Here is a 20,545-nt window from a genome sequence, read left to right as displayed (position 1 = left end):
TTGATCAGTCGAGCTGAATGAAGATCGCCTTGAGGTACTGCGCCTCCGCGAAGGTCGCGTGGTGGTCCGGGGCGTGCTGACTGGTGTGCAGTTCCTTCCAGGTGCGGCCGCTGCGACCTGCGGCCTCGCGCACGGCCGCCCAGAACTCGTCGGCGCTGACGTGCGCGGAGCACGACGCGCTGACCAGAATCCCGCCCCGCGCGAGGCGGCGGATGCCGTCGGCGGCCAGTTTGCCGTACGCGCGGATCGCGCCCGTGCGTTCCGCCTCACGCCGCGCCAGTGAGGGTGGGTCGAGGATCACCATGTCGAACTCGGCCCGCGTTTCGGTCAGCCATTCGAACACGTCGGCCTGCACCGTCTCGTGCGGCGCAGCGAGTTTCGGGTTCAGGGCGTAGTTGCGCTCGGCGCTGCGCAGGGCGTGCGCGCTGAGGTCCAGGCTGATCACGTGGGCCGCGCCGCCCCGCGCGGCGTACAGGCTGAAGCCTCCGCTGAACGAGAAGGCGTTCAGGACGCGGCGGTCACGCGCGTACCGTTCCACCCGGCGGCGGTTCTCCCGCTGATCCAGGAAGAAGCCGGTCTTCTGGCCGCGCAGCACGTCCGCCTCGAACGCCAGTCCGGTCTCGTGGAACACGACCGGGCCGTCCGGGACGGCGCCCGCCAGCACCTGACCGTCGTGCAGGCCGGCGGCGGCGGCGCGTACCTGAATGTTGCGGCTCAGGCGCAGCACGACCCCACTGCCGGGAAAGCGGGCTTCGAGGAGGTCCAGCACGCGTTCCAGGTGCGGGAACCACGCGGCGGTGTACAGCTTCACGACCAGCGTGTCCGCGTAGCGGTCCACGACCAGTCCGGGCCAGCCGTCGGATTCGCCGTTCACGGCGCGGTACCCGTCGGTGTCCGGGCCGAACAGCGGCGCGCGGCGCAGCAGGGCGGCGTCCAGGCGGGCCGCCCACCACGCGTCGTCCAGCGTGGCGGGCGCACCCTGGTGCAGCACCCGCACGCGCAGCGGGCTGTCCGGGTCGAACAGTCCGATCGCCAGGAACCGGTCGCGGCGGTCGTAGATCACGGCCAGTTCACCGGCGTCACCCTCACGGTTCTGGTCGCGCAGGCTCGATTCGTACACCCAGGGGTGCCCGGCGCGGATGTGCGTCTCGGCGGCCGGAGAGACCCGCAGTCTCAGGCGGGAACGGGGAGTGGGAGCGGCGTCCTGCATCCCCCCAGCGTACCGCACGGGCCGCGACCGACCCGCCGGTCAGATGCGGTCACGCCGCGCCCGGGCAGGTGGTACCGTCGGCAGCATGAGCCGCGTGAAATCCTTCCTGAATCGCCTCCTGGGCCGCAGTGAACACGTCGACACGGGAGTCGAGCACGATCCGGCCGACCCGTTTCAGGGCCTGCCCAACCCGGCGTTCTTCGTGAACGCACTGTTCGACACGCTGCCCCAGAACCTGGACGACATGCTGCCGCGCCTGGACGACCTGCTGGCAAAAACGGCCCTGCCGGACGTGGCGCCCACCACGCTGGACGCGTGGACCGAACTGCCGCTGGGCTGGAGTGCAACCCTGACGGCCGGGCCGTACATGGTGGTCCTGAACGGCGAGCGGACGCCCCTGACGCCCGAGCAACAGCACACGAGCATTCACTTCAGCAACTGGAATGATGAGCAGAAGGACCGCCTGCGCGCCCACCGCGCCCACGTTCACCTGAGCTGCTGGACGCACCTTCCCCCCGACCAGACCCTGACGCTGCTGTACGCCGTGGCGACCGCCCTGCAGCCGCTGGGCGTGACCGACGAGACTGCCTTCAACTGCGTGGTCGCGGACGCGCTGGATCTCGCCCTGCCCAGGCATGAGGGCGGCGAACTGGCCCTGATGCCCACGCTCTTCTGGACTGGCCTGCTGAAATTCCACCGTCCGGACGACGGGCAGGTGTACTACACCACGCGCGGATTCGAACGCTTCGGGAAACCGAACCTCGCGTGGCTCGCACCGGTCGACAGTGGCGAGGAAGCCGCCGAGCTGTTCGACGCGCTCCTGAACTACCAGTACCACTACAGGCAGGTGTTCGCCCACGGCCACACCGCCGAGATGCGCGGACGCACCATGCGGTTCAGTGAACCCACCGAGTACGCCGAGTACCTGTCAGGCGGCCTGCCGGTCCTGACCGTCGAGGTCCGCCGCCCCAACTGACCACACCTGATACGGACTCCGATCAGGGCCGTGAATGGCGCTGTTGATGGGGTGATACGGATTCCGTTTATTTCGTTGACAGATCGGGACACCACCGATCTGCCAACTCCACGTCCGGAATCCGTTTCTCTCCTACTCGCATCCGCTCGGACCCAGCGGCTTTATAAGCCATTCAATCGGAGTCCGTATGATGCCCCGTCAACAGCGCCGGACGTGTGGCTCAGGCTTTCGCGGCGATGGCGTCCGGTCCCGCCCGGCGGGCCAGAACACGCAGGGCCAGCGGGGCCAGGACGGTCGTGAGCAGCACCATCAGCAGCACCTCGGCGTACACGTTCCCATTGATGATCCCGGCACCCAGGCCCAGGCTGGCGACGATCAGGCCGACCTCGCCGCGCGGGACCATACCCACACCGACCAGCAGCGCCTGCTGCCCGCCCATGCTGCGCGCGCCCAGCAGGCCACCCACGACCTTGCCGATCACGGCCAGCACGGTCAGGATCAGGCCCGCGATGATCACGGTGGGCGTGCCCAGCACGCTCAGGTCCAGTTGCAACCCGACGACCACGAAGAAGATCGGGGCCAGGAACGCCTCCAGCGCGTGGACTTTCGACTCGAATTCCACTTCGTCCTTCACCTCGGCCAGCACCATGCCCGCCAGGAACGCCCCGATGATCGGCGCGAGGCCCGCGACGGTACTCATGGCCGCGACGCCCAGACCGACCACGATGGCCACGTTGAACATGCGCGCCAGACTGAGGTTCTGCAACCGGGGCTGGAAGCGGCGGATCAGGGGAATGCCGACCGCCAGGACCAGCGCCACGAAGCCCACGCTGAGGCCCAGGATCAACGCGACCTGCGCCGCGCCCATGCTCTCACCCGCACCCAGGCCGCTCACGACGGCCAGCAGCGTCAGGCCCAGGATGTCGTCGATGACGGCCGCGCCCAGGATCACCTGCGCGAACCGGGCGTCCAGCACGCCCATCTCCTGAAGCACCTTGGCGGTGATGCCCACGGACGTGGCGACCAGCGCCGTGCCCACGAACAGCGCACTGACATTCCCCTGCCCCTGGAACAGCCCGAAGCCGAAGCCCAGCGCCAGCGGAATCACGATGCCCAGCACCGCCACCAGCAGCGCCTCCTTCCCCACAGCCAGCAGGTCCCGGAACCGGGTTTCGAGACCCACCATGAACAGCAGGAACACCGCGCCCAGCTCCGCGAGGCTCAGCAGGAACTCGTCCGGGCGGGCCAGGTTCAGCAGACTCGGGCCGATCAGGATACCGGCCAGCACCTGCCCCACCACGGCCGGAACACCCAGTTTCGAGGCGATCACCCCGAACACGGACGCGGCCAGCACCACCCAGAACAGACTGAACAGAAGATTGGCCGTACCGGACGAGCTGGCCGCCAGGGCACTCCCGGACGCCAGGGCCAGCAGCGGAAGAATACGGGTCACATTCATCATCGATTACCTCCACGAAAACAACTTCATTCGAACGACTTCATTCGGGTATGCCGGTCACTCCGGCATCCTGAACACCGGGCGTCAGGCGAGGGCGCAATCAAGAACCGGACGGTCAGGAAACCAATAAAAACGAAGACAGTTCGAATTGAACTGTCTCCACCAGGGCGGCCTATGGGGGCCGTTCCCAGCCGCACGGACGCGACTTCATTGACGCTCAGGATAGCGTGCCCGGCTGCCCTCATGTGGCAAACCTAAAGATCCGGGCAAGACAACACGCAACAGAGCGGGGGGGGGCAGGCCACACAGGCTCCTCCCCCCACCCGCTCTGGTAGGCCGATCAGTCGGCGGCCTGCTCCTGCCCGTACACTTCCAGCACGCCGGCCGCGCCCATGCCGCCGCCGATGCACATGGTGATCAGGGCCTTCCCGCCGCCCCGGCGACCCAGTTCGTAGATGGCGGTCGTGGCGAGTTTCGCGCCGCTGCAGCCCAGCGGGTGGCCCAGCGCGATGGCGCCGCCGTTCACGTTCATGATCTCCTGATTCAGGCCCAGTTCACGCGCGACGGCCAGGGATTGCGCCGCGAACGCCTCGTTCAGTTCGATCAGGTCGATGTCGGCCAGGGTCAGGCCCGTCTGCGCCAGCACCTTGGGAATGGCCTTCACGGGGCCGATCCCCATCAGTTCCGGGTCCACGCCCGCCACCGCGAAGCCCACGAACTTCGCCAGGGGTTTCAGGCCCAGCTCCTGCGCCTTCTCGGCACTCATGATCAGCACAGCGGCCGCGCCGTCACTGAAGGGACTGCTGTTCGCCGCACTGACCGAACCGGTCGCCTTGAACGCCGGGCGGACCTTGGCCATGTCCGCGAGGTTCGCGTCCCGGCGGATCAGTTCGTCCTTATCGAAGTTGATGGTCTCGGACTTCACCTTCGTGCCCTTGACCTTATCCACGCGCACCGGCACGGGCACGATCTCGGCGTCGAACTTCCCGGCATCCTGCGCCGCCGCCGCCCGCTGGTGACTGCGGAATGCGAACGCATCCTGATCCTCACGGCTGATGCCGTACTTCGCGGCGACGTTCTCGGCCGTCATGCCCATCCCGATGTACGCGCCGGGCCGGGCGTCCACGAGGTCCAGGTTCGGGCTGGGGTTGTGACCGCTCATGGGCAGCATACTCATGCTCTCCACGCCGCCCGCCAGCATCACGTCCGCCTGACCGGTCTGAATGGCAGCCGCCGCCATCGCAATCGTCTGAAGGCCGCTGGAGCAGAAGCGGTTGATGGTCACACCACCCACGCTGTCCGGCAGACCCGCCCGCAGCGCCGCCAGACGCGCGATGTTCAGGCCCTGCTCGGCCTCGGGGATCGCGCACCCGAAGTACACGTCCTCGACCAGCGCCGCGTCGATCCCGGCGCGCTTCACGGCCTCGTTCAGCACCAGCGCCGCCAGATCGTCGGGGCGGGTGTTCGCCAGGGTGCCTTTGATACCACGCCCAACGGGCGTCCGAACAGCAGAAACAATAACAGCGTCACGCATTAGGGTTCTCTCCTTGGACCGTCTCTCTCGGACGGTTGAATATGAATGGGTCCCATCATGGACAGGCAGAACTTGAAGTCGACCCCGCTCACCCCTGGGCCTCCGGTACCACGCGGGCGATGAAGGTTTCCAGTTGAGCGTCGTACTGCTCGGGGTCGATGTTCCACACGCGGATGTGCTTGCCGCCTTCCACGCGGTGGTATTCGATCAGGTCGGGGCGGGCGGCGGCCAGACGGTCGGCCTGCCCGACGGGAATGGTGCGGTCGCGGGTGCCGTGCCACAGGATCATGGGCACGTCGAAGGTGGGCGCGGCGGCGATCTGATCGACGGTGTCGAAGTCCTGACCGCTGCGGTGCGTGACGATCCGTTCGACGAAGCGTGCCACGTGCCGCGCCATGAACGCCGGGATGCCCACGCGGACACCCTGCGAGCGGATGGTGTCCCGCCAGTCCAGCGCGGGGCAGTCCAGCATGACGCCCAGGATCGGCAGCGGGTACGGACGGTGCCTGCGGCGCAGGACGCTCAGGGCGATGTTGCCGCCCATCGAGAATCCGTACAGCACGGCGCGCTTGTACCCGGCGTCTCTGGCCCAGTGCAGCGCGGCCAGTACGTCCTCGGCTTCCTGGTCGCCCAGCGTCAGGTAGCCCTGCGGGGAGGCCGGAGCGCCATGCGCGTTACGGAACGTGACGAACAGGCTGCCCGTCCCGGTGCGCTGCAAGGCCGGGAGCATCCGCAACGCCTGGGCGCGCTGACCACCGTGTCCGTGAACGACGATCACCAGCGTGTCCGCGCGGCCCGGCACGTCACCACTGGGCGGAATGTGCCACGCGGGCATGTCGCCCAGTGGCGTGTGAACGGCCGTGTGCTCGAACTCGACGCCCAGTTGCGCGGGCGTGCCGTTGTACACGAACGTACTGGCCCACGCGAGCGCGCCGTTCGGCAGCACGCCCCGTTCCTGTTGCACCTCGCGGCGCACCAGCGTCCCCACGACCTTCCGCTCGCCCAGCACCGCGTGCCCCTTGTTCGGCAGGAGTGGCACGATCCCGATCGGCCCGCGCGAGAGCGTCTCGGCACTGGCCGGCAGGAACACACTGTTCCCCCGCCGCCCCACCGGCACGAACACGCCCTTCACGCGGCGCGTCTTACTACGCAACGTGATCTCCGCACCCAGGAACGCACCCGCCAGCACCACCCCGGCGTAAGCCAGGGCGGCCCAGCCGAGATGCCGTGGGCGGAGTGTGCGGCGCGAATGGCGGATGGCAGATGGCAGATGGCTCATGTGGCTCCCAGCTTATTGATCAGGGCCGTGAGTTTGGCGGCAAGCACGCGTCCCTGCTCGTTGAGCTGGGTGGTGTCCGTCGCGGCGATGAATTCCAGTCGGGTGGACAGGTGGAGACCGCTGATGACCTCGTAGAGCGAGCCGCGTGCCTGGGTCAGGAACCGGGCGAAATCCCGGTCCGTTCCCCGGCCGCGTCCTTCAGCGATGTTGAGCGTGATGGACGTGGCCGCACGCCGGATCTGGTTGGTCAGCCCGAACCGTTCCTCGGCAGGCAGATGGCGGGTCAGGGCGTAGATTCCCGCAGCGAACTCCACCGAGAGGTGGTAGACCTCAAGGTCCTCGAACGGGAAGAATCCCGCCGCGCTGAGAGCTGAGTTTTGCCTTCTGCCTTCTGCCATCTGCTATCCGCCTTCGCTCAGTTCCTGAGCGGTTTGCCGGTTTTGAGCATGTGCTCGATGCGTTGCTGGGTGCCTTTCTTGCCGAGGAGGGTGAGGAAGGCTTCGCGTTCGAGGTCGAGGAGGTGCTGTTCGGATACTTTGGCCGCGCGGTTGTTGCCGGTGCCGCCGCCGAGGACGCGGGCGAGTTCGCCGCTGACGACGAGGTCGTAGTCGGTGATGTAGCCGCCTTCGTGCATGCCGTACAGGGCGCTCTTGATGGCGCCGATGGCGGCGTCGCCCATGACGGGGATGTCCTGGCGGGGGGTGGGTTGCACGTAGCCGGGGGCGAGGGCGAGGACCTGGCGTTTGGCGTCTTGCAGGATGTGGTTCTTGTTCATGGCGACGGTGTCGGTGTCGCGCAGGAATCCGAGTTTGCGGGCTTCGAGGGCGCTGGTGCTGACCTTGGCGGTGCCGATGAGTTCGAAGGCGCGCTGCACGGCGGGCAGCAGGGTGGCGCCGAGTTGCTGGCCGGGTTGCTGCATGTCGGTGAAGCGCAGCAGCATTTCCTTGGTGCCGCCGCCGCCGGGGATGAGGCCCACGCCGACTTCGACGAGGCCCATGTACAGTTCGGCTGAGGCGACGACGTGGTCGGCGTGCAGCGTGAATTCGGCGCCGCCGCCGAGCGTCAGGCCGAAGGGCGCGGCGACGGTGGGGTGGGGGCTGAAGCGCAGACTGGTGGTGACCTGCTGGAACTGTTTGATCATGTCGTCCAGTTCGTCCCACTCGTCCGCCTGGGCCTGCGAGAGGATCAGGGGGAGGTTGGCGCCGGCGCTGAAGTTCTCGCCCTGGTTACCGATGACGAGGCCGTGGTAGCCCATGTCCTGCACGAGTTTGTGGGCGTCCTGCACGGTGCGGAGCTGGTCTTCACCGAGGGCGTTCATCTTGGCGTGCCATTCGGCCAGCAGCACGCCGTCGCCGAGGTCGATGACGCTGGCTCCGGCGCGTTTCTTGATGACCCTGGTGGCGTCTTTTTTCAGGTCGGTGAGGATGAAGTACGGCGCCTCGTACTTGGTGGGCTGGCCTTCGGGGGTGACGGTCTCGTCGCCCGCGTAGAAGGCGTCCCGGCCGGACTCTTTCATGGCGGCCAGCAGGGGGGGCAGGGTGCGGCCCTCGGCTTCCAGGTTGGCGATGACGGTCTGGACGCCCAGGGTGTCCATGGTTTCGAAGGGACCCTGTTCCCAGCCGAAGCCCCATTTGAGGGCGTTGTCGATGTCCTGGAGGCGGTTGCTGACGTTGCCGGCCATCTTGGCGGCGTACCAGAAGCCGTCGTTCATGACGCCGCGCAGGAATTCGCCTTCCTGGCCTTCGGCGGCGTACAGGGCTTTCACGCGGGTGGCGAGGGGCTGGCCCTTGACGGCGTCCACGGCGGCGACCTTGACGCGGCCCTGGTCCTCGTACTCGAAGGTGTCGAGGTTCAGATTCAGGATCTTGGTCTTGCCGTCTGCGCCTTTGGTTTTCTTGTAGAAGCCGCTGCCGGTCTTGTCGCCCAGCATCTTCTTCTCTTCGACCAGCGTGCGGAAGGCGGGGGTCAGGGTGAAGTCCTCGTCGTCGGGGGTGGCGTTACCGAGGTCGCTGGCGACGTGGTAGATGATGTCCAGGCCCGAGAGGTCGGCGGTGCGGAAGGTAGCGCTACTGGCGCGGCCCAGCGCGGGTCCGGTCAGCTGGTCGACCTGCGCGGGGGTCAGTCCGGCGCGCTGCATGTGGTCCATGGCGCGGACGATGCCGTACACGCCGATGCGGTTGGCGACAAAGCCCGGCACATCGTTCGCGACGACGACGCCCTTGCCGAGGGTGGTCTGCGCGAACTCGCTGAAGGTCTCGGTGACCTTGGGGTCGGTCTTGGGCGTGGGGATGACTTCAAGCAGGTGCAGGTAGCGGGGCGGGTTGAAGAAGTGCGCGCCCACGAAACGGCGCTGGAAGTCCTCGCTGCGGCCCTCGATCTGGAGGTGCATGGGGATGCCGCTGGAGTTGCTGGAGATGATGGCGGTCTTCTTGGCGACCTTCTCGACGCGTTCCCACAGGCTGCGTTTGGCGTCGAGTTTCTCGATGATCGCCTCGAGGATCCAGTCGGCGTTCTTGAGGTCCTTGAGGTTGTCTTCGAGGTTGCCCACCTGGATCAGGGCGGCGCGGGCCGGGTCCATGAAGGCGGCGGGGCGGGCCTTGAGGGCGCGCTGGACGCCGCTCTTGGCCAGGAAGTTCCGGTCGGGGTTGTCCGGCAGGACGATGTCCAGCAGCATCACGGGAATCCCGGCGTTGGCGAGTTGCGCGGCGATGGCGGCACCCATCACGCCCGCGCCGATAACGGCAGCTTTCTGTATCTTCATGCGACCTCCTGAGGGGCTCACTTAAAATTAGACTCGGTTCAAGTTTACGGCGGGATCGGGGCGTTTGTCCACCACACCCGCAGCCCACTCAGCGCGCGCCGTCCCGCCCCCAGGTACGCGGGCCGCCCCTCCCCCACCCCGAACGCCAGATCCCCCAGCGCCCGGCACAGCGCGTACCACGCTGCGCGCTCCCACACCGCCCCACAGGACGGACCGACCGCCGGATACGCCGCGCGGGCCGCCGCCAGCAGCGCCGCGTCCCCCCAGTGGATCAGGCCCGCCAGATCCCGCGCCGGATCACCCAGCGCCCCGTCCGACCAGTCCAGCACGCCCGAGAGCCGACCCTGCCCGTCCAGGCAGACGTGCTCGGCCGCGAAATCCCCGTGGATGGGCACCGGCACGACCTTCCGGAGATCTGGAACCGCCTGCACGCGGGCCGCCCAGGCGTCGGCCTCCGGAAGGACGCCCGCCTCTGCTGCCGCCTCCAGATCGTCCAGCGCGGTGTCCCGCCAGTCGTGCCCGGACGGGTCGAGGTCCACGGTCAGTCCGGACCCCTGCGGGTTCAGGGCGTGAAGATCCGCCAGCCAGCGCCCCAGCGCACCCCCCAGCGCGGCCGGGTCGGTCAGCGCGGCCCCCAGCCCCGACCGACCCGGCACGCGCCGCGCCACGCTGAAGCCCTCCGGGGCCAGCGGCGAGGCCGCACCCAGGTGCAACACCTCCGGCAGCGGCGCGCCACCCAGCCGGGGGGCCAGCCACGCCAGCAGCCGGGCCTCGCGGCGCAGCGCCTCTCCCCCGCCCGGCCAGCGCGGCAGGCGCAGCACCCGCGCCCCATCCAGCGCGAAGGCGCAGTGATCACTGCCCGCACCCAGCCACGTCACGCTGGCCGGGGCATCCGGCAGCAGCGCCGCCATCTGCGCCGCACTCAGGACCGGGAGTTCCAGTCGGTTCACCCGTTCATTGCACCACACGCGTCCCATCACGCGCCCCACGTGCGCCGCCCGGATCTACCCGATGAACTGCCGGACCACGACCACCAGCGCCAGTCCCGCCAGCGCCAGCGCGGCCGCCACGCTCAGGCGGCGGTCCACGCGCCACCCCGCCAGCGCCACCCACACGGCCGCCAGGACCGGCACCGACGCGATCCACACCACACCTACCCACGCGTAAGCAGGCAGCAGCACGCCCACGGCCAGCAGGGCCACCCCCACCCAGAAGCCCAGCGGGTACAGCCACGCGGGCAGCCCGGCCAGCTCGGTATCCGGCTTCTGCGGGGGCGGCGACTGCGGGGCGCTCACGCCTGCCCCCAGTACTTCCAGAGCAACTGCCCGGCCGTGAAGATCAGCAGCAGACTGAAGAACAGCTTGAGCTGCGCGGCCGGAATGCGGCTCTGAAGGGTCGCCCCGGCCCGCGCGCCGATCAGCACGCCCAGCGCGATCCCGGCCGCCAGCGGAATGTCCAGCAGGCCGCCCGCCTGATACACCAGCGCGTTCCCCACCGCCGTCAGGCCCATGATGAAGGTACTCGTGGCGATCGCCTGCCGGATCGGCACGCCCGCCAGCAGGTTCAGGACCGGCACCTGCACGGTGCCCCCGCCGATGCCCAGCAGGCCACTCATGACCCCCGCGAACGTCATGGCGGGCGGCACCAGACGACTGGGGGGGCGCTCGACCTCCACCCGTTTCAGGCCGCGCAGCAGGTTGAACGCGGAGTACAGCAGCAGCAGCGCGAACACCGTCGCCACCGCCCGCGCCGGCAGGATCAGGCCCAGGAAACTCCCGGCGGCGCCGCCCACGATCGTGTACGGCGAGAGCAGGTACCCGGTCCGGGCGCGCACCAGCCCCTGACGCAGGTAACTGGCCGCGCCGCTCAGGCCGACCGCCAGCACCCCGATCTGACTGACCGCCACGGCCTGAGAGATGCTGATCTCCCGCCCGAAGTGCGGCAGCACGAACTCCAGCGCCGGGACGACCACCACGCCGCCCCCCAGGCCCAGGATGGCGCCCAGCACCCCGGCCAGCAGGCCCACGCCGATCACGGCCATCATCATCGCGCTGATCATGAGGGAATCACGTTCAGAACCCTAGCGCATTTCCCGGCGGATGCCGGAGCGCTGACCGGCAGCCTGACCGGCGTACTGACCGGGCCGGGCGTCGGGTTCAGCCGCCCGCGACAGGCGCGGAAACCTGCGTGACGGCCTCGACCTCCAGCCGGTTCCCGCCCGCCCGCTTGGCGCGGTACAGCGCGGCGTCCGCCCGCTGCATGATCACCTCACCGCCCGCGGCCGCGCTCGCCACTGCACTGGCCGCACGGGACGCCACCCCGACCGACGCGCCCAGCTGCGCCGACCCGCCCGGCAGCCGGTACGGGCGGGCCAGCGCCTGCACCACCTGCCCGGCCAGGGGTGGCGCCAGCTCCGGTCCACGCGGGTCCAGGCTGACCAGCGCGAACTCGTCGCCGCCCAGCCGCGCCGGGATGAACGCCTGCCCGGCCAGCCCCCGCAGGCGCAGGCCGACCTCGCGCAGCACCGCGTCTCCGGCCGCGTGCCCGTGCGTGTCGTTCACGGGTTTGAAGCCGTCCAGGTCGATCATCAGGATGGTCAGTTCCGCGTGGTCCGGCGCGCCGAGCAGCAGGCGGTAGAAGCCGTCACGGTTGAGCAGTCCGGTCAGGCCGTCATGATGCGCGAGGTGTTCCATCTCGTCGCGGCTGCGTTCCAGTTCGGCGGCCTGCGCGGTCAGGCGGCGGTTCAGGCGGCCCGTCTCGACGAACCCCTGCCCCTGGCGCAGCATGACCAGCATGAATACCGTCACCGTGAACCACGCCACGCCGCGCCCGGTCAGGTCGGACGCCGCGCCGCGCAGGATCAGCAGCGTGCACGCCACGGTCACGGCCGCGTACGGCAACGCCCGCAGCAGCGTGTCCAGCCACCCGCCGCCCCGCGTGACGCGCGCCGCGTCCGCCGGGACCGCCTGCGCGCGGGTCAGCAGGGTCACGCCGACCGCCTGCCCCACCGTGCCCCACACCCACAGGGCGTCCAGCATGCCGCGCGACTGGTACTGATCGCCCAGCAGCAGGTACGCAAGGTCCGCGCCCACGTACACCATCAGGCCCAGCACCAGCGGCAACCGCGCCGGTTCCAGCCGCCGCCGCAGCAGCAGCAGGCCCACGGTCAGCAGGGTCAGGTCCAGCACCACGTACGACGCACTGACCGCCTTGAACACCACCGACGACCCCGAATCCTGAAGGAGCGGCGACACGGCCAGCACCCACGAGACCTCGCCCACCACGACCACCGTGATCAGACTGTCCAGCAGCCACCCTCCCAGCACCCCGCGCGACACCGGCCGCCCCGGCTGCGACCCGGCCGCGCGGTCCATCCACAGCACGCCCAGCAACCCCAGGTAGTACAGGTAGTACAGGCCGTCCACGAACGACACGTCCGGGGCGTCCACGCCCGACAGGTCGAACAGCGTGACGTACGCCACCTCGGCAACCGCCAGCGCCAGCAGGCTCAGCAGCGCCCAGCCCAGCCGGCCACTGGCACTCCAGCCGCCCGCCCTCAGGCACCCGCCCCCCTCCGAGCGCACCTGCGCGCACCACGCCTGCCCGACCGCCAGCACCGCCACCACCGGCACCGCCCCGTACATCAGGTTCAGCCACGGCAGGTCCACCCCGGCCAGCACACCCCACGCCAGCAGCGCCGTGTACGCGCCAGCCAGCAGCAGCAGCGGCGCGAACAGCCAGGGAAGAGGGAACCGGTTCATCATCAGCACAACCACCAGTACCCTAAGGAATACCACCACACACCCATCTGACACCCGCGCCGTCTGAAGGTCAGCAACCCCGCCCCACACGCACTCCGGTCACAAAGGGGAAGGGCCAGAAGTCGAAACTCCTGGCCCTTCCCCGTATTGGTGGAGGCTTGGGGATTCGAACCCCAGACCCTCCGCTTGCAAACTGGGCCTACACCTATTTACGGGCGGTCGCGCAAGAGAACGGGTGTTCTGATTTATGCCGCCCAAGTGGTCATTTTCGAACATGCCGCGCCCCGGCTTATGCACTCTTGATAACGCACGTATGCGGGTGTGTTGGTCACGGGTTGGTCACGGTTGGTCATGACAGGCGCGGTTCATGCGCTGTGGATTACTGGACATGACGGGGCGTGATGGTGCTAGTATTTGATACATGCCCGCTCTTCCCTCACCCCAGGAACGCCGTCAGCGCCTCACGCGCGGCTTCCTGCTGTTCGGTGCAGGGGAAGCGCGAGAGAAGCACCAAGCCCGCAAGCTGGGCCGCGAGTGGCGAAGTGAACGCCGGGGCGAAGAGTCCCGGACCCGCTGGGTATGGGCGCTTGACCTGAACCCCGTAGCGGCTGGCCTGTCCGGCTGGATTCCTCGCGGCTGGACTGAAGACCGGCGCGAGGCTGAAGAGCTGGAAGCCTCGCGGCAACTCGCCCAGCAAGAGGCCCGCGCTGATGCCGTGACCCGCTGGTATGCCGCCCAGGTGCGGGCACGCCGGACGGTCAAGACGGCAGAGCTTGCCGAGCGGCTGGGCGCGGTCGACGAGGCGCACGGGGCGCGACTGCTGGAAGCCTGGGCCTTCGACCTCTTCCACAGGCGCAGACACCGGCACTTGTGGCGGGCGCTGAAGCGTCAGGAAGCCCATGAAGCCGGTCTGACGGGCGAAGAGGCCCAGGCCCAGGTGCGCCGCGAGGAAGCCCGCCTGGAAGCCCTCACGGCCCGCCCCGCGCTGCCCGTGCCGCCCAGCCGCGTGAAGAGGCCGCGCCCGGTCGAGTACCGGCCCCAGATTCAACCCAACGCGCCCACCAACTGAGAACTTCCGCCAAGAGCTGAAGTTCTGCCCCCGCTGATGCGGGGTGAAAGTTGGAAGGTGTTCCCTTGACCATTCTGAATATCGACGGCGTACCCGTCACCGTGAACGGCGCGACCGCGCCCGCCCTGCCCGCATACCTTGACGTTCCCCAGGCCGCTGCACACCTGGGCGTGCACACTGCCCTGGTCTACAAAGAGATTCGCGCCGGTCGACTGCGGGCCGTGAAGATCGGGGCGCGAGTGATCCGCATTCCCCGCGAGGCGCTGGAAGCCTACGTGACGGCCCAGAGCACGGGGGCAAACTGATGCCCCCCCGTGGACAGGACGGGGGGGCGGCGCGGCACGGCGCTGACCACAGTTTAGAGGAAACGATAAACGCCACGCCCATCATGAAGATGCTGCCCCTGCCGGACGGGGAACCCGTCGCCAAGCGCCGGGACGCCCGTTACTTCGCCCAGCACCCTGACGCCCTGAGCTACGTGCGGCCCTACGTGCCGGGAGAGGTTCACCCGCTGCTCTTGCTGGCCTTCAGCCGCGGGCAAGCGCCGGAAGCCGTGGCCGTGGCCGTGGTGTGCCCTGGGGTCTTCGCCCGCGTGATGCTCTGGCCTGGAATGCTCCGGGCAAGCGGCCGCATCCGGGCAGAGAAGGCCGCGCGGCTGGAACGCGCCCGCATGGGGCGCGAGTGACGGCCTTCACGCCCCGCGAGTGGGTAGCGTTCCTGTATCGCGGCGTGAACCCTCACCCCGGACACGTTGAGTTCAGGTTCCTGCCCAGCGAGAGAAAAGCGTGGATGCCCTGGCCTGCCTTCGAAGGTCACCCCCAAGAGTTCACCCTTGACCGCATCCCAGCGGGCGAAGAGGCGTACATGGGCATGGCCCTTCGCCGGAATACCGCCAACGGCAAGAAAGAGAACTGCCAACCCACCCACCTGCAGTGGGTCGACCTTGATCTGGCAGAGGCCCCCAGCTACACGGGCGGGCTGACCAAAGCCACGCTGAAAGAGACTGATCCCGAAGAGCTGCGCGAGTACAAGACGGCGCTCTTGGCTGATGCGCTGGAAGTGTGCGCCCGGTACAACATCCCGCCCCGCGCGGTAGTCGATAGCGGGCACGGGCTGCACCTGCACTGGACACGGCGCACCACGCCCAGCGGCACGGGCGAGACTGAACCCACCAACGCCAAACTTGCGGCACTCTTCGCCCACCTGGGCGCGGATTCCACCGTGAAAGACCTGTCCCGCATCATGCGGCTACCCGGTGGGCTGAACCTGAAGAATCCGGCGCGGCCTCTGCCCGTGCAGGTCATCTACATCGATGCCGACGCCTGGGTAGAACATGGGGCCTTCGAAGCTCTGCCCAGCGCCGCGAGGAAGGCCGCGCCGGCCACGCACACCCCCGCACCCGCCCAGGTGGGCAGCGGCACGGCCCTTGAACGGTACGTGCAGCGGGCGCTTGCTGAAGAGTGCGGCGCCGTCGCCTCTGCGGGCGAGGGTGGCCGGAATGACGCTCTGAACCGCGCCGCGTTCAACCTGGGCACCCTGGTAGGCGCTGGGGTGTTGGACGAACTGCACGCGGCCCAGGAATTGAGCGAGGCAGCGCGTGCCGCTGGACTGGAAGGGTCAGAGGTGCAAGCTACCGTGCGCTCTGGCCTGGGCAGCGGGAAGGCCAAGCCGCGCGACCTGAGCGGCGTAGGCCAGAAGAGCGAGGGCAAGAGCGGCCCAGCGGGTGACGCTGCACCGGCTGCCCTGACGTGGGGTGAACGGCAACCGCTGCCCGCTGCCCTGCCGCCTGCACCCACCCTGCCGCCTGAGATGCTGCCGCCCGCGCTGCGCGGTTGGTTGGTCGACCTCGCAGAGCTGGCGTGCGTGCCGCTGGAAGGCTTGGCCGCGTCAGCCCTCGCGGCCCTGTCCGGGCTGATCGGGCGGGCTGTGCAGCTTGCACCTGAAGGCCTGGACAACTCTTGGCGCGTTGTCCCGAACCTCTGGGGCGCGTTGGTTCAGCGGCCCAGCGGGATGAAGAGCATGCAGCTTGATGCGGCCCTCGCGCCGCTGCATGAACTGGAAGCCCGCGCCCGTGATGAGTTTGAAGCGGGCGAGGTCGACCGGGAACTGAAGCTGGAAGCCCTGAAGATGCAAGAGGAACAGATCAAGAAGGATTCCAAGAAAAGCGGCAAGCTGGACTTGGACGCCCTGCGGGAACTGCGGCTGGAAGCGCGAGAGGCCGCGCCTACGCCCCGGCGGTACATGGTGCAGAACACCACTTACGAAAAGCTGGGCGAGCTGCTGAGAGAGAACCCTCTTGGGCTGACCATGGTGCGGGATGAGCTGAGCGGCTGGATTGAGGCCATGGGCCGTGAAGAAAACTCTGAGCCGCGTTCCTTCTGGCTGCAAACGTGGAACGGGGATGGGTCATACACCTTCGACCGGATCGGGCGCGGGACTGTCCGGGTCGATAACCTCTGTATGGCCGTGATGGGTGCAATCCAGCCGGGGCCGCTTCAGCGGTTCGTGAGCAAGAGCCGCGCCGGGGCTGCGGCTGACGTGGGCTTCCTTCAGCGGTTCCAGCTCTTGGTGTACCCGGACGGGCTGCCCGCCTGGAAGCGGCCCAGCCGACAGGCTGACGCGGCGGCGAAGGCCCAGGCCCTCGCGGTCTTTGAGACGCTGGACACCGTGCGGCAGTCTTCTGAGCCGGTCACGCTGGCCTTCAGCGAGGAAGCCCAGGCCGTGTTCATAGAGTGGCGTGACGCGCTGGAAGTCCGGCTGCGGGGTGGGGAGTTGGTCAAGTTCCCCGCGTTTGAATCCCACCTGGGGAAGTACCGCTCTCTTGCGCCGTCCCTCGCGCTGATCTTCCATCTTGTGGACGTGGCCGCGCCCACCCTGCACCCGGCCGCACTGCCCCCCGTGACGGCCCAGGCGTTAGACCTGGCACTGAACTGGGTCGACTTCCTGGAGCTGCACGCCCGGAAAGTGTACGCCCATGACCTGGGAACGGCGTTCACCCCCGCGCATGCACTGGCAGAGAAGATCGAAGGCGGCGCGGTCAGGGAAGGTGACAGGCTGCGCGACCTTCGCCGGAAGGGATGGGCGGGCCTGAGTGATGAAGAGCTGGGCATGGCTGTGCAGGCCCTCTCTGATCTGGGGTGGGTGCAGGTTGAGAAGGTCAAGACGCCCGGTCGACCGCTGGAAGTTCTACGCCTACACCCGGACTTCCTGTCTGACGGTGGGGGTGAAGCGTGACGGTGTTCAAGATGCGGTCACGCCGAAAAGCTGACGCGCACCCCACCCCCCCCACTGCCAGAAGTGCCGAAAGTACCCGCGAGGGCCTGAGCCTGGGCGAAAAACTGCCGGATACCCTGCCCCCCTCACTGCCAGAAGTGACAGAAGCCCCCCAGCCGGTGGGGGCTGGGCCTTCCGGTAGTGCCGGGATGCACCCCCCTTCTGGCAGTTCTGGCAGTGGGGTAGGTGGGGTATCTGCCCAGAAAAAACAGGTCGACCCGTTCCGGTTGCCGAATGGGCACCTGAACGTGGCAGCCCTCGCGGCCCAGCCGGGGCACTGCGGATGCTGCGCCCATTGGGAAGGCCCAGACGCCTACGGTGATGGGCTGTGCCGCCTGGGCCGCGCCTCGCACGGCTGGGCAGACGGGAACCCCGCTCTGCCCGTGCTGACCTTCCCACACACCATCTGTGCGGCCCGTGAGGGGCGCGGCTGGAAGTCGAAGGGGAACGCATGAACACCATTCCAGTACAGAAGCCCCCAGCCTTCAGCCCTGCCCGCTGGGCTGCCCTGAGCGTCAGAGGCAAGCGGGACGTGTGGAACGGGTACTGGGCCAAGCTGAAGCCGGTCACGCGGCACATGCTGCTGCTGAAGTACGGCGCGGCCTGATCTGACCGCACGAAAGAGGCCCCCGTGACTGGGGGCCTCTGCACATCATTTGTCATCAATTCAGCGCGTCACGCACTACCACCTGGGCCGCTGCGTAGGGGTCACGGGGGCCGGTGCCCCAGGTCACGCCGTGCGCTTCCAGTACAGCCGCGAGGTCTTGGGGCTGCACCCCAGCGGCAACCCAATGCCGCGCCCAGGTGGTCAGGGTGGGGGCAAGTAGGGCGTGCAGGTGTTGCGCGGCGGCGTACTCGAGTGCCGCGCGGGCCGTGCAGTCCGGGCAGAGGTCTTCAGTTCCTCCGGTGGGGTGCGTGATGGGCTGGGCGTGCGGGCGGTCACAGCGGGCGCAGTGGGTCATGGGTCGATACCTCCGGGGAATGTGGGGGGCGAGCGGCCCCCCGGCTGGGGCTTCAGGCCTGGGCGAGTGCGGCGCGGTGTCCGGCTTCAATCGCGGCGAGCTGGGCGAGTTCCGCTGTGAGTTGGGCGCGGCGGTCTTCGATGCGGGCGAGGGCCGCGCCCCGCTCTGCGGGGGTCATGGGGGCTTGCTGGGCAGCTTGGGCGGTCTGTTTGTGGGTGTCGGTCATTGTGTCCTCTGTGGGGGGCGCTGGGGCCCCCCGTGGGTGTTCAGGCGGCGTGAGGGTGGGTGTAGGTCAGGAAGGCCCAGACGGCGCGGGCTTCCTCTTCCGTGAGGGCCGCGAGGCTGTACACGGGGCGGTCAAGTGCGGCCCCGGCGAAGGCGTAGTGTTCGCCGCTGGGGATTCCGGCGCGGCCCATGAGGGTGTGCAGGCGGGCGGCGCGGGGCTTGCCGATGGGCTGGCGTTCCTCGCTGATGAGCGTGACGCGGGCGGCGCGGTTCAGGATGTTCACGGCCTCTTCCACCTGGGCGGGCTTGCCGTCGATCTGGGCGGTCTTGTGGCCGTGCCGGTCTGCGCTCAGGGTCACGGTCTGCACGGTGGTCATGACCACCACGCGGTCCATCTCGTGATGCGTGACGGCTTCCCAGGTGCGGGTGATGCTGCGGGGTTTGGTAGTCTGCATGTCGATTCCTCTTCTCTTGGGAGTCAGCCGGGGCGGTCATTTCTTCGCGGGAGTGCCGCCCCTTCTGCTGATTGACATTGTATCGGATTCTGATACTATGTGTCAAGGGGTGATACCATGACAGGAATGAACGAAACAGTCCGGCAGAGCGTGAAGAGCACCATGAAAGAGAAGGGCCTGACCCACCAAGAGCTGGCAGACCTGACCGGCATTGAACGGGCCAACGTGACCCGCCTTCTGAGCGGCACGGTTGGCAAAGTCCCTGACAACTGGCAGCGGGTCTTGGACGCGCTGGGCCTGGAACTGATCGCGGTTCCCAAGCGGGAAGGCTAGGCCGTGGCACGGGCGAAGGCGAAGGCAGATCAGAAGGCCGGGAACGGGCGCGGCAGTATCGACCCGCTGCCCAGTGGGAAGTACCGCTGGCGTATCACGGTGGGCCTGAAGCCGGACGGTACGCCCATCCGCAAGACCGGCACGGCCCCCAGCGAGAAGGAAGCATGGGCGGCCATGACTCAGGCCCAGGCTGACCACATGCGCGGGGGTGTGGCCGCGCCTGACCGCGTGACGCTGGGCGAGTGGCTGGACAGGTGGCTTGCAAGCAAGCGGCCCAGCCTCGCGGCGAAGACACATCACAACTACCGCAAGCTGATTGACCTGCACATCACGCCCGCGCTGGGGCGCAAGCGGCTACAGGACGTGCGGCCCGCTGATCTGCGGGGCCTGTACACGGGACTGGGCGCGGCTGGCCTGGGGGATTCCATGCAGCGGCAAGCCCACAACGTTCTGCACGGGGCCTTCAGCGAGGCGCTACGGCTGGAATTGGTCATGCGTGACCCTACGGCAGTGGTCAGGCCCCAGCCGGTGAAGCGGGACGCCACGGCCGCGCCGGTCGATAAGGCCCTGACGGCTGAAGAGGTGGCCGCGCTGCTGCCCGCACTGCGGGCGAGCCGCTGGGGCTTGGTCTTTGAGTTCATGCTGCACACCGGCCTACGCCGGGGCGAGGCCTGCGGTCTGAAGTGGGAACACGTCGACCTGAACGCCGGGACGGTGCAGATCAGAGAGAACCTTGTGACCATTGGCAGCAAGGCGCACGTCAGCACACCCAAGACGGCGAAGAGCGCGAGGCGCGTACACCTGTCACCTGAGGCACTGGACTGCCTGAACCGTCAGAAGGCCGTGCAGGATTTCGAGCGGGCCGCACTCGCGCCTGGGCAGCGCGTGCCGGGGCATCCCAAGACCTACGTGCGGAAGAGGGGCTGGGAAGACACGGGGTACGTGTTCACAGGCATTACGGGCCGCGCCCTGCCCCCAGCGGGCTTGAGGCGATACCTCGCGGCGTTCTGCACTGAAGCTGGGGTGCGTGAAGTCACGGTGCACGGGCTACGGCATACGCACGCCTCGCTGATGTTGCGCCGGGGTGTGCCGCTGGAAGTGGTGAGTGAGAAGCTGGGGCACTCGCGGCCCAGCTTCACGGCAGACGTGTACCGGACGGTTTACCAGAGCGAGCATGAAGAGTGGGCCGTGAACCTGTCGGACTTGGTGCGGCCCAGGGTGATGAATTAGGCCGGTTGGTCACGGGTT

At 68.3% G+C, this 20,545-nt stretch carries 21 protein-coding genes; 8 read left to right on the top strand and 13 right to left on the bottom strand.

The window, feature by feature from the left end; translation table 11 throughout:
• Window positions 1–4: 4 nt before the first annotated feature.
• Window positions 5–1,210, bottom strand: a complete 1,206-nt coding sequence (locus tag IEY70_RS03735) for a 23S rRNA (cytosine(2499)-C(5))-methyltransferase (protein ID WP_189063661.1) — start codon at window positions 1,208–1,210, stop codon at window positions 5–7.
• 85 nt (window positions 1,211–1,295) lie between these two features.
• Between IEY70_RS03735 and IEY70_RS03730 the strand changes: the two genes are divergently transcribed.
• Complete coding sequence (locus tag IEY70_RS03730) at window positions 1,296–2,186, top strand: hypothetical protein (protein WP_189063660.1); 891 nt, start codon at window positions 1,296–1,298, stop codon at window positions 2,184–2,186.
• A 220-nt stretch (window positions 2,187–2,406) separates the two neighbouring features.
• Here IEY70_RS03730 and IEY70_RS03725 read toward each other — a convergent pair whose 3' ends face one another.
• From IEY70_RS03725 to IEY70_RS21240, 9 genes are all read right to left on the bottom strand, one after another.
• Window positions 2,407–3,639 carry a cation:proton antiporter gene (locus IEY70_RS03725; protein WP_229777598.1) on the bottom strand — a complete coding sequence of 411 codons (1,233 nt, stop codon included), beginning with the start codon at window positions 3,637–3,639 and terminating at the stop codon, window positions 2,407–2,409.
• A gap of 346 nt (window positions 3,640–3,985) precedes the next feature.
• On the bottom strand, window positions 3,986–5,179 hold the full coding sequence (locus tag IEY70_RS03720; RefSeq protein WP_189063659.1) for a thiolase family protein: 1,194 nt from the start codon (window positions 5,177–5,179) through the stop codon (window positions 3,986–3,988).
• An 88-nt stretch (window positions 5,180–5,267) separates the two neighbouring features.
• Window positions 5,268–6,458, bottom strand: coding sequence for an alpha/beta hydrolase family protein (locus tag IEY70_RS03715; protein WP_189063658.1), 1,191 nt, complete (start codon window positions 6,456–6,458; stop codon window positions 5,268–5,270).
• Complete coding sequence (locus IEY70_RS03710) at window positions 6,455–6,856, bottom strand: four helix bundle protein (RefSeq protein ID WP_189063657.1); 402 nt, start codon at window positions 6,854–6,856, stop codon at window positions 6,455–6,457. The genes IEY70_RS03715 and IEY70_RS03710 overlap by 4 nt, the downstream gene beginning before the upstream one ends.
• Window positions 6,857–6,873: 17 nt before the next feature.
• Window positions 6,874–9,219, bottom strand: a complete 2,346-nt coding sequence (locus IEY70_RS03705; protein ID WP_189063656.1) for a 3-hydroxyacyl-CoA dehydrogenase/enoyl-CoA hydratase family protein — start codon at window positions 9,217–9,219, stop codon at window positions 6,874–6,876.
• 44 nt (window positions 9,220–9,263) lie between these two features.
• Window positions 9,264–10,169: a phosphotransferase family protein gene (locus IEY70_RS03700; RefSeq protein ID WP_189063655.1), complete on the bottom strand. Its 906-nt coding sequence runs from the start codon at window positions 10,167–10,169 to the stop codon at window positions 9,264–9,266.
• Between the two features lie 54 nt (window positions 10,170–10,223).
• On the bottom strand, window positions 10,224–10,514 hold the full coding sequence (locus IEY70_RS03695) for a hypothetical protein (RefSeq protein WP_189063654.1): 291 nt from the start codon (window positions 10,512–10,514) through the stop codon (window positions 10,224–10,226).
• A complete protein-coding gene (locus IEY70_RS03690) occupies window positions 10,511–11,278 on the bottom strand; it encodes a sulfite exporter TauE/SafE family protein (protein WP_189063653.1) in 768 nt (255 codons plus the stop codon). The genes IEY70_RS03695 and IEY70_RS03690 overlap by 4 nt, the downstream gene beginning before the upstream one ends.
• A 97-nt stretch (window positions 11,279–11,375) precedes the next feature.
• Entirely contained in the window at window positions 11,376–12,983 is a 1,608-nt protein-coding gene (locus tag IEY70_RS21240) for a GGDEF domain-containing protein (protein ID WP_189063652.1), read from the bottom strand.
• Window positions 12,984–13,401: 418 nt separating this feature from the next.
• On the opposite strand from IEY70_RS21240, the gene IEY70_RS03680 reads away from it, so the two are divergent.
• From IEY70_RS03680 to IEY70_RS03660, 5 genes are all read left to right on the top strand, one after another.
• Window positions 13,402–14,049, top strand: a complete 648-nt coding sequence (locus tag IEY70_RS03680; protein ID WP_189063651.1) for a hypothetical protein — start codon at window positions 13,402–13,404, stop codon at window positions 14,047–14,049.
• 65 nt (window positions 14,050–14,114) lie between these two features.
• Entirely contained in the window at window positions 14,115–14,354 is a 240-nt protein-coding gene (locus IEY70_RS03675; RefSeq protein WP_189063650.1) for a helix-turn-helix domain-containing protein, read from the top strand.
• Window positions 14,354–14,734 carry a hypothetical protein gene (locus tag IEY70_RS03670; protein WP_189063649.1) on the top strand — a complete coding sequence of 127 codons (381 nt, stop codon included), beginning with the start codon at window positions 14,354–14,356 and terminating at the stop codon, window positions 14,732–14,734. The genes IEY70_RS03675 and IEY70_RS03670 overlap by 1 nt, the downstream gene beginning before the upstream one ends.
• The gene (locus tag IEY70_RS03665) at window positions 14,731–17,283 is read left to right on the top strand and encodes a YfjI family protein (protein WP_189063648.1); all 2,553 of its coding nucleotides are present in this window, start codon (window positions 14,731–14,733) and stop codon (window positions 17,281–17,283) included. The genes IEY70_RS03670 and IEY70_RS03665 overlap by 4 nt, the downstream gene beginning before the upstream one ends.
• Window positions 17,284–17,773: 490 nt before the next feature.
• On the top strand, window positions 17,774–17,929 hold the full coding sequence (locus IEY70_RS03660) for a hypothetical protein (protein ID WP_189063647.1): 156 nt from the start codon (window positions 17,774–17,776) through the stop codon (window positions 17,927–17,929).
• Between the two features lie 55 nt (window positions 17,930–17,984).
• On the opposite strand, the gene IEY70_RS03655 is transcribed toward IEY70_RS03660, so the two are convergent.
• The 3 genes from IEY70_RS03655 to IEY70_RS03645 are packed head-to-tail and all read right to left on the bottom strand — an operon-like array spanning window position 17,985 to window position 18,964.
• A complete protein-coding gene (locus IEY70_RS03655; RefSeq protein ID WP_189063646.1) occupies window positions 17,985–18,284 on the bottom strand; it encodes a hypothetical protein in 300 nt (99 codons plus the stop codon).
• Window positions 18,285–18,336: 52 nt separating this feature from the next.
• The gene (locus IEY70_RS03650) at window positions 18,337–18,510 is read right to left on the bottom strand and encodes a hypothetical protein (RefSeq protein ID WP_189063645.1); all 174 of its coding nucleotides are present in this window, start codon (window positions 18,508–18,510) and stop codon (window positions 18,337–18,339) included.
• 40 nt (window positions 18,511–18,550) lie between these two features.
• Entirely contained in the window at window positions 18,551–18,964 is a 414-nt protein-coding gene (locus tag IEY70_RS03645; RefSeq protein ID WP_189063644.1) for a hypothetical protein, read from the bottom strand.
• A gap of 126 nt (window positions 18,965–19,090) precedes the next feature.
• Here IEY70_RS03645 and IEY70_RS03640 point away from each other — a divergent pair, with 126 nt between their 5' ends.
• Together IEY70_RS03640 and IEY70_RS03635 are read left to right on the top strand one after the other, a co-directional pair.
• Window positions 19,091–19,297 (top strand): helix-turn-helix domain-containing protein, encoded by a 207-nt coding sequence (locus tag IEY70_RS03640; RefSeq protein ID WP_229777597.1) that lies wholly within the window; start codon window positions 19,091–19,093, stop codon window positions 19,295–19,297.
• Window positions 19,298–19,300: 3 nt separating this feature from the next.
• Window positions 19,301–20,527, top strand: a complete 1,227-nt coding sequence (locus IEY70_RS03635; protein WP_189063642.1) for a tyrosine-type recombinase/integrase — start codon at window positions 19,301–19,303, stop codon at window positions 20,525–20,527.
• Window positions 20,528–20,545: the final 18 nt, after the last annotated feature.

Origin of the sequence: Deinococcus seoulensis (genome assembly GCF_014648115.1) — a bacterium.
In the GTDB taxonomy this organism is placed as follows: domain Bacteria; phylum Deinococcota; class Deinococci; order Deinococcales; family Deinococcaceae; genus Deinococcus; species Deinococcus seoulensis.
Note: the sequence above shows the minus strand (reverse complement) of the source record. Positions and strands in the feature narration are given on the sequence as shown.

Bases quoted from the DNA above. Each gene is read 5' to 3' on its own strand.
- IEY70_RS03735 (WP_189063661.1), bottom strand. From the start codon at position 1,210: ATGCAGGACGCCGCTCCCACTCCCCGTTCCCGCCTGAGACTGCGGGTC.
- IEY70_RS03730 (WP_189063660.1), top strand. From the start codon at position 1,296: ATGAGCCGCGTGAAATCCTTCCTGAATCGCCTCCTGGGCCGCAGTGAA.
- IEY70_RS03720 (WP_189063659.1), bottom strand. From the start codon at position 5,179: ATGCGTGACGCTGTTATTGTTTCTGCTGTTCGGACGCCCGTTGGGCGT.
- IEY70_RS03715 (WP_189063658.1), bottom strand. From the start codon at position 6,458: ATGAGCCATCTGCCATCTGCCATCCGCCATTCGCGCCGCACACTCCGC.
- IEY70_RS03710 (WP_189063657.1), bottom strand. From the start codon at position 6,856: ATGGCAGAAGGCAGAAGGCAAAACTCAGCTCTCAGCGCGGCGGGATTC.
- IEY70_RS03705 (WP_189063656.1), bottom strand. From the start codon at position 9,219: ATGAAGATACAGAAAGCTGCCGTTATCGGCGCGGGCGTGATGGGTGCC.
- IEY70_RS03690 (WP_189063653.1), bottom strand. From the start codon at position 11,278: ATGATCAGCGCGATGATGATGGCCGTGATCGGCGTGGGCCTGCTGGCC.
- IEY70_RS21240 (WP_189063652.1), bottom strand. From the start codon at position 12,983: ATGATGAACCGGTTCCCTCTTCCCTGGCTGTTCGCGCCGCTGCTGCTG.
- IEY70_RS03680 (WP_189063651.1), top strand. From the start codon at position 13,402: ATGCCCGCTCTTCCCTCACCCCAGGAACGCCGTCAGCGCCTCACGCGC.
- IEY70_RS03670 (WP_189063649.1), top strand. From the start codon at position 14,354: ATGCCCCCCCGTGGACAGGACGGGGGGGCGGCGCGGCACGGCGCTGAC.
- IEY70_RS03660 (WP_189063647.1), top strand. From the start codon at position 17,774: ATGAACACCATTCCAGTACAGAAGCCCCCAGCCTTCAGCCCTGCCCGC.
- IEY70_RS03655 (WP_189063646.1), bottom strand. From the start codon at position 18,284: ATGACCCACTGCGCCCGCTGTGACCGCCCGCACGCCCAGCCCATCACG.
- IEY70_RS03650 (WP_189063645.1), bottom strand. From the start codon at position 18,510: ATGACCGACACCCACAAACAGACCGCCCAAGCTGCCCAGCAAGCCCCC.
- IEY70_RS03645 (WP_189063644.1), bottom strand. From the start codon at position 18,964: ATGCAGACTACCAAACCCCGCAGCATCACCCGCACCTGGGAAGCCGTC.
- IEY70_RS03640 (WP_229777597.1), top strand. From the start codon at position 19,091: ATGAACGAAACAGTCCGGCAGAGCGTGAAGAGCACCATGAAAGAGAAG.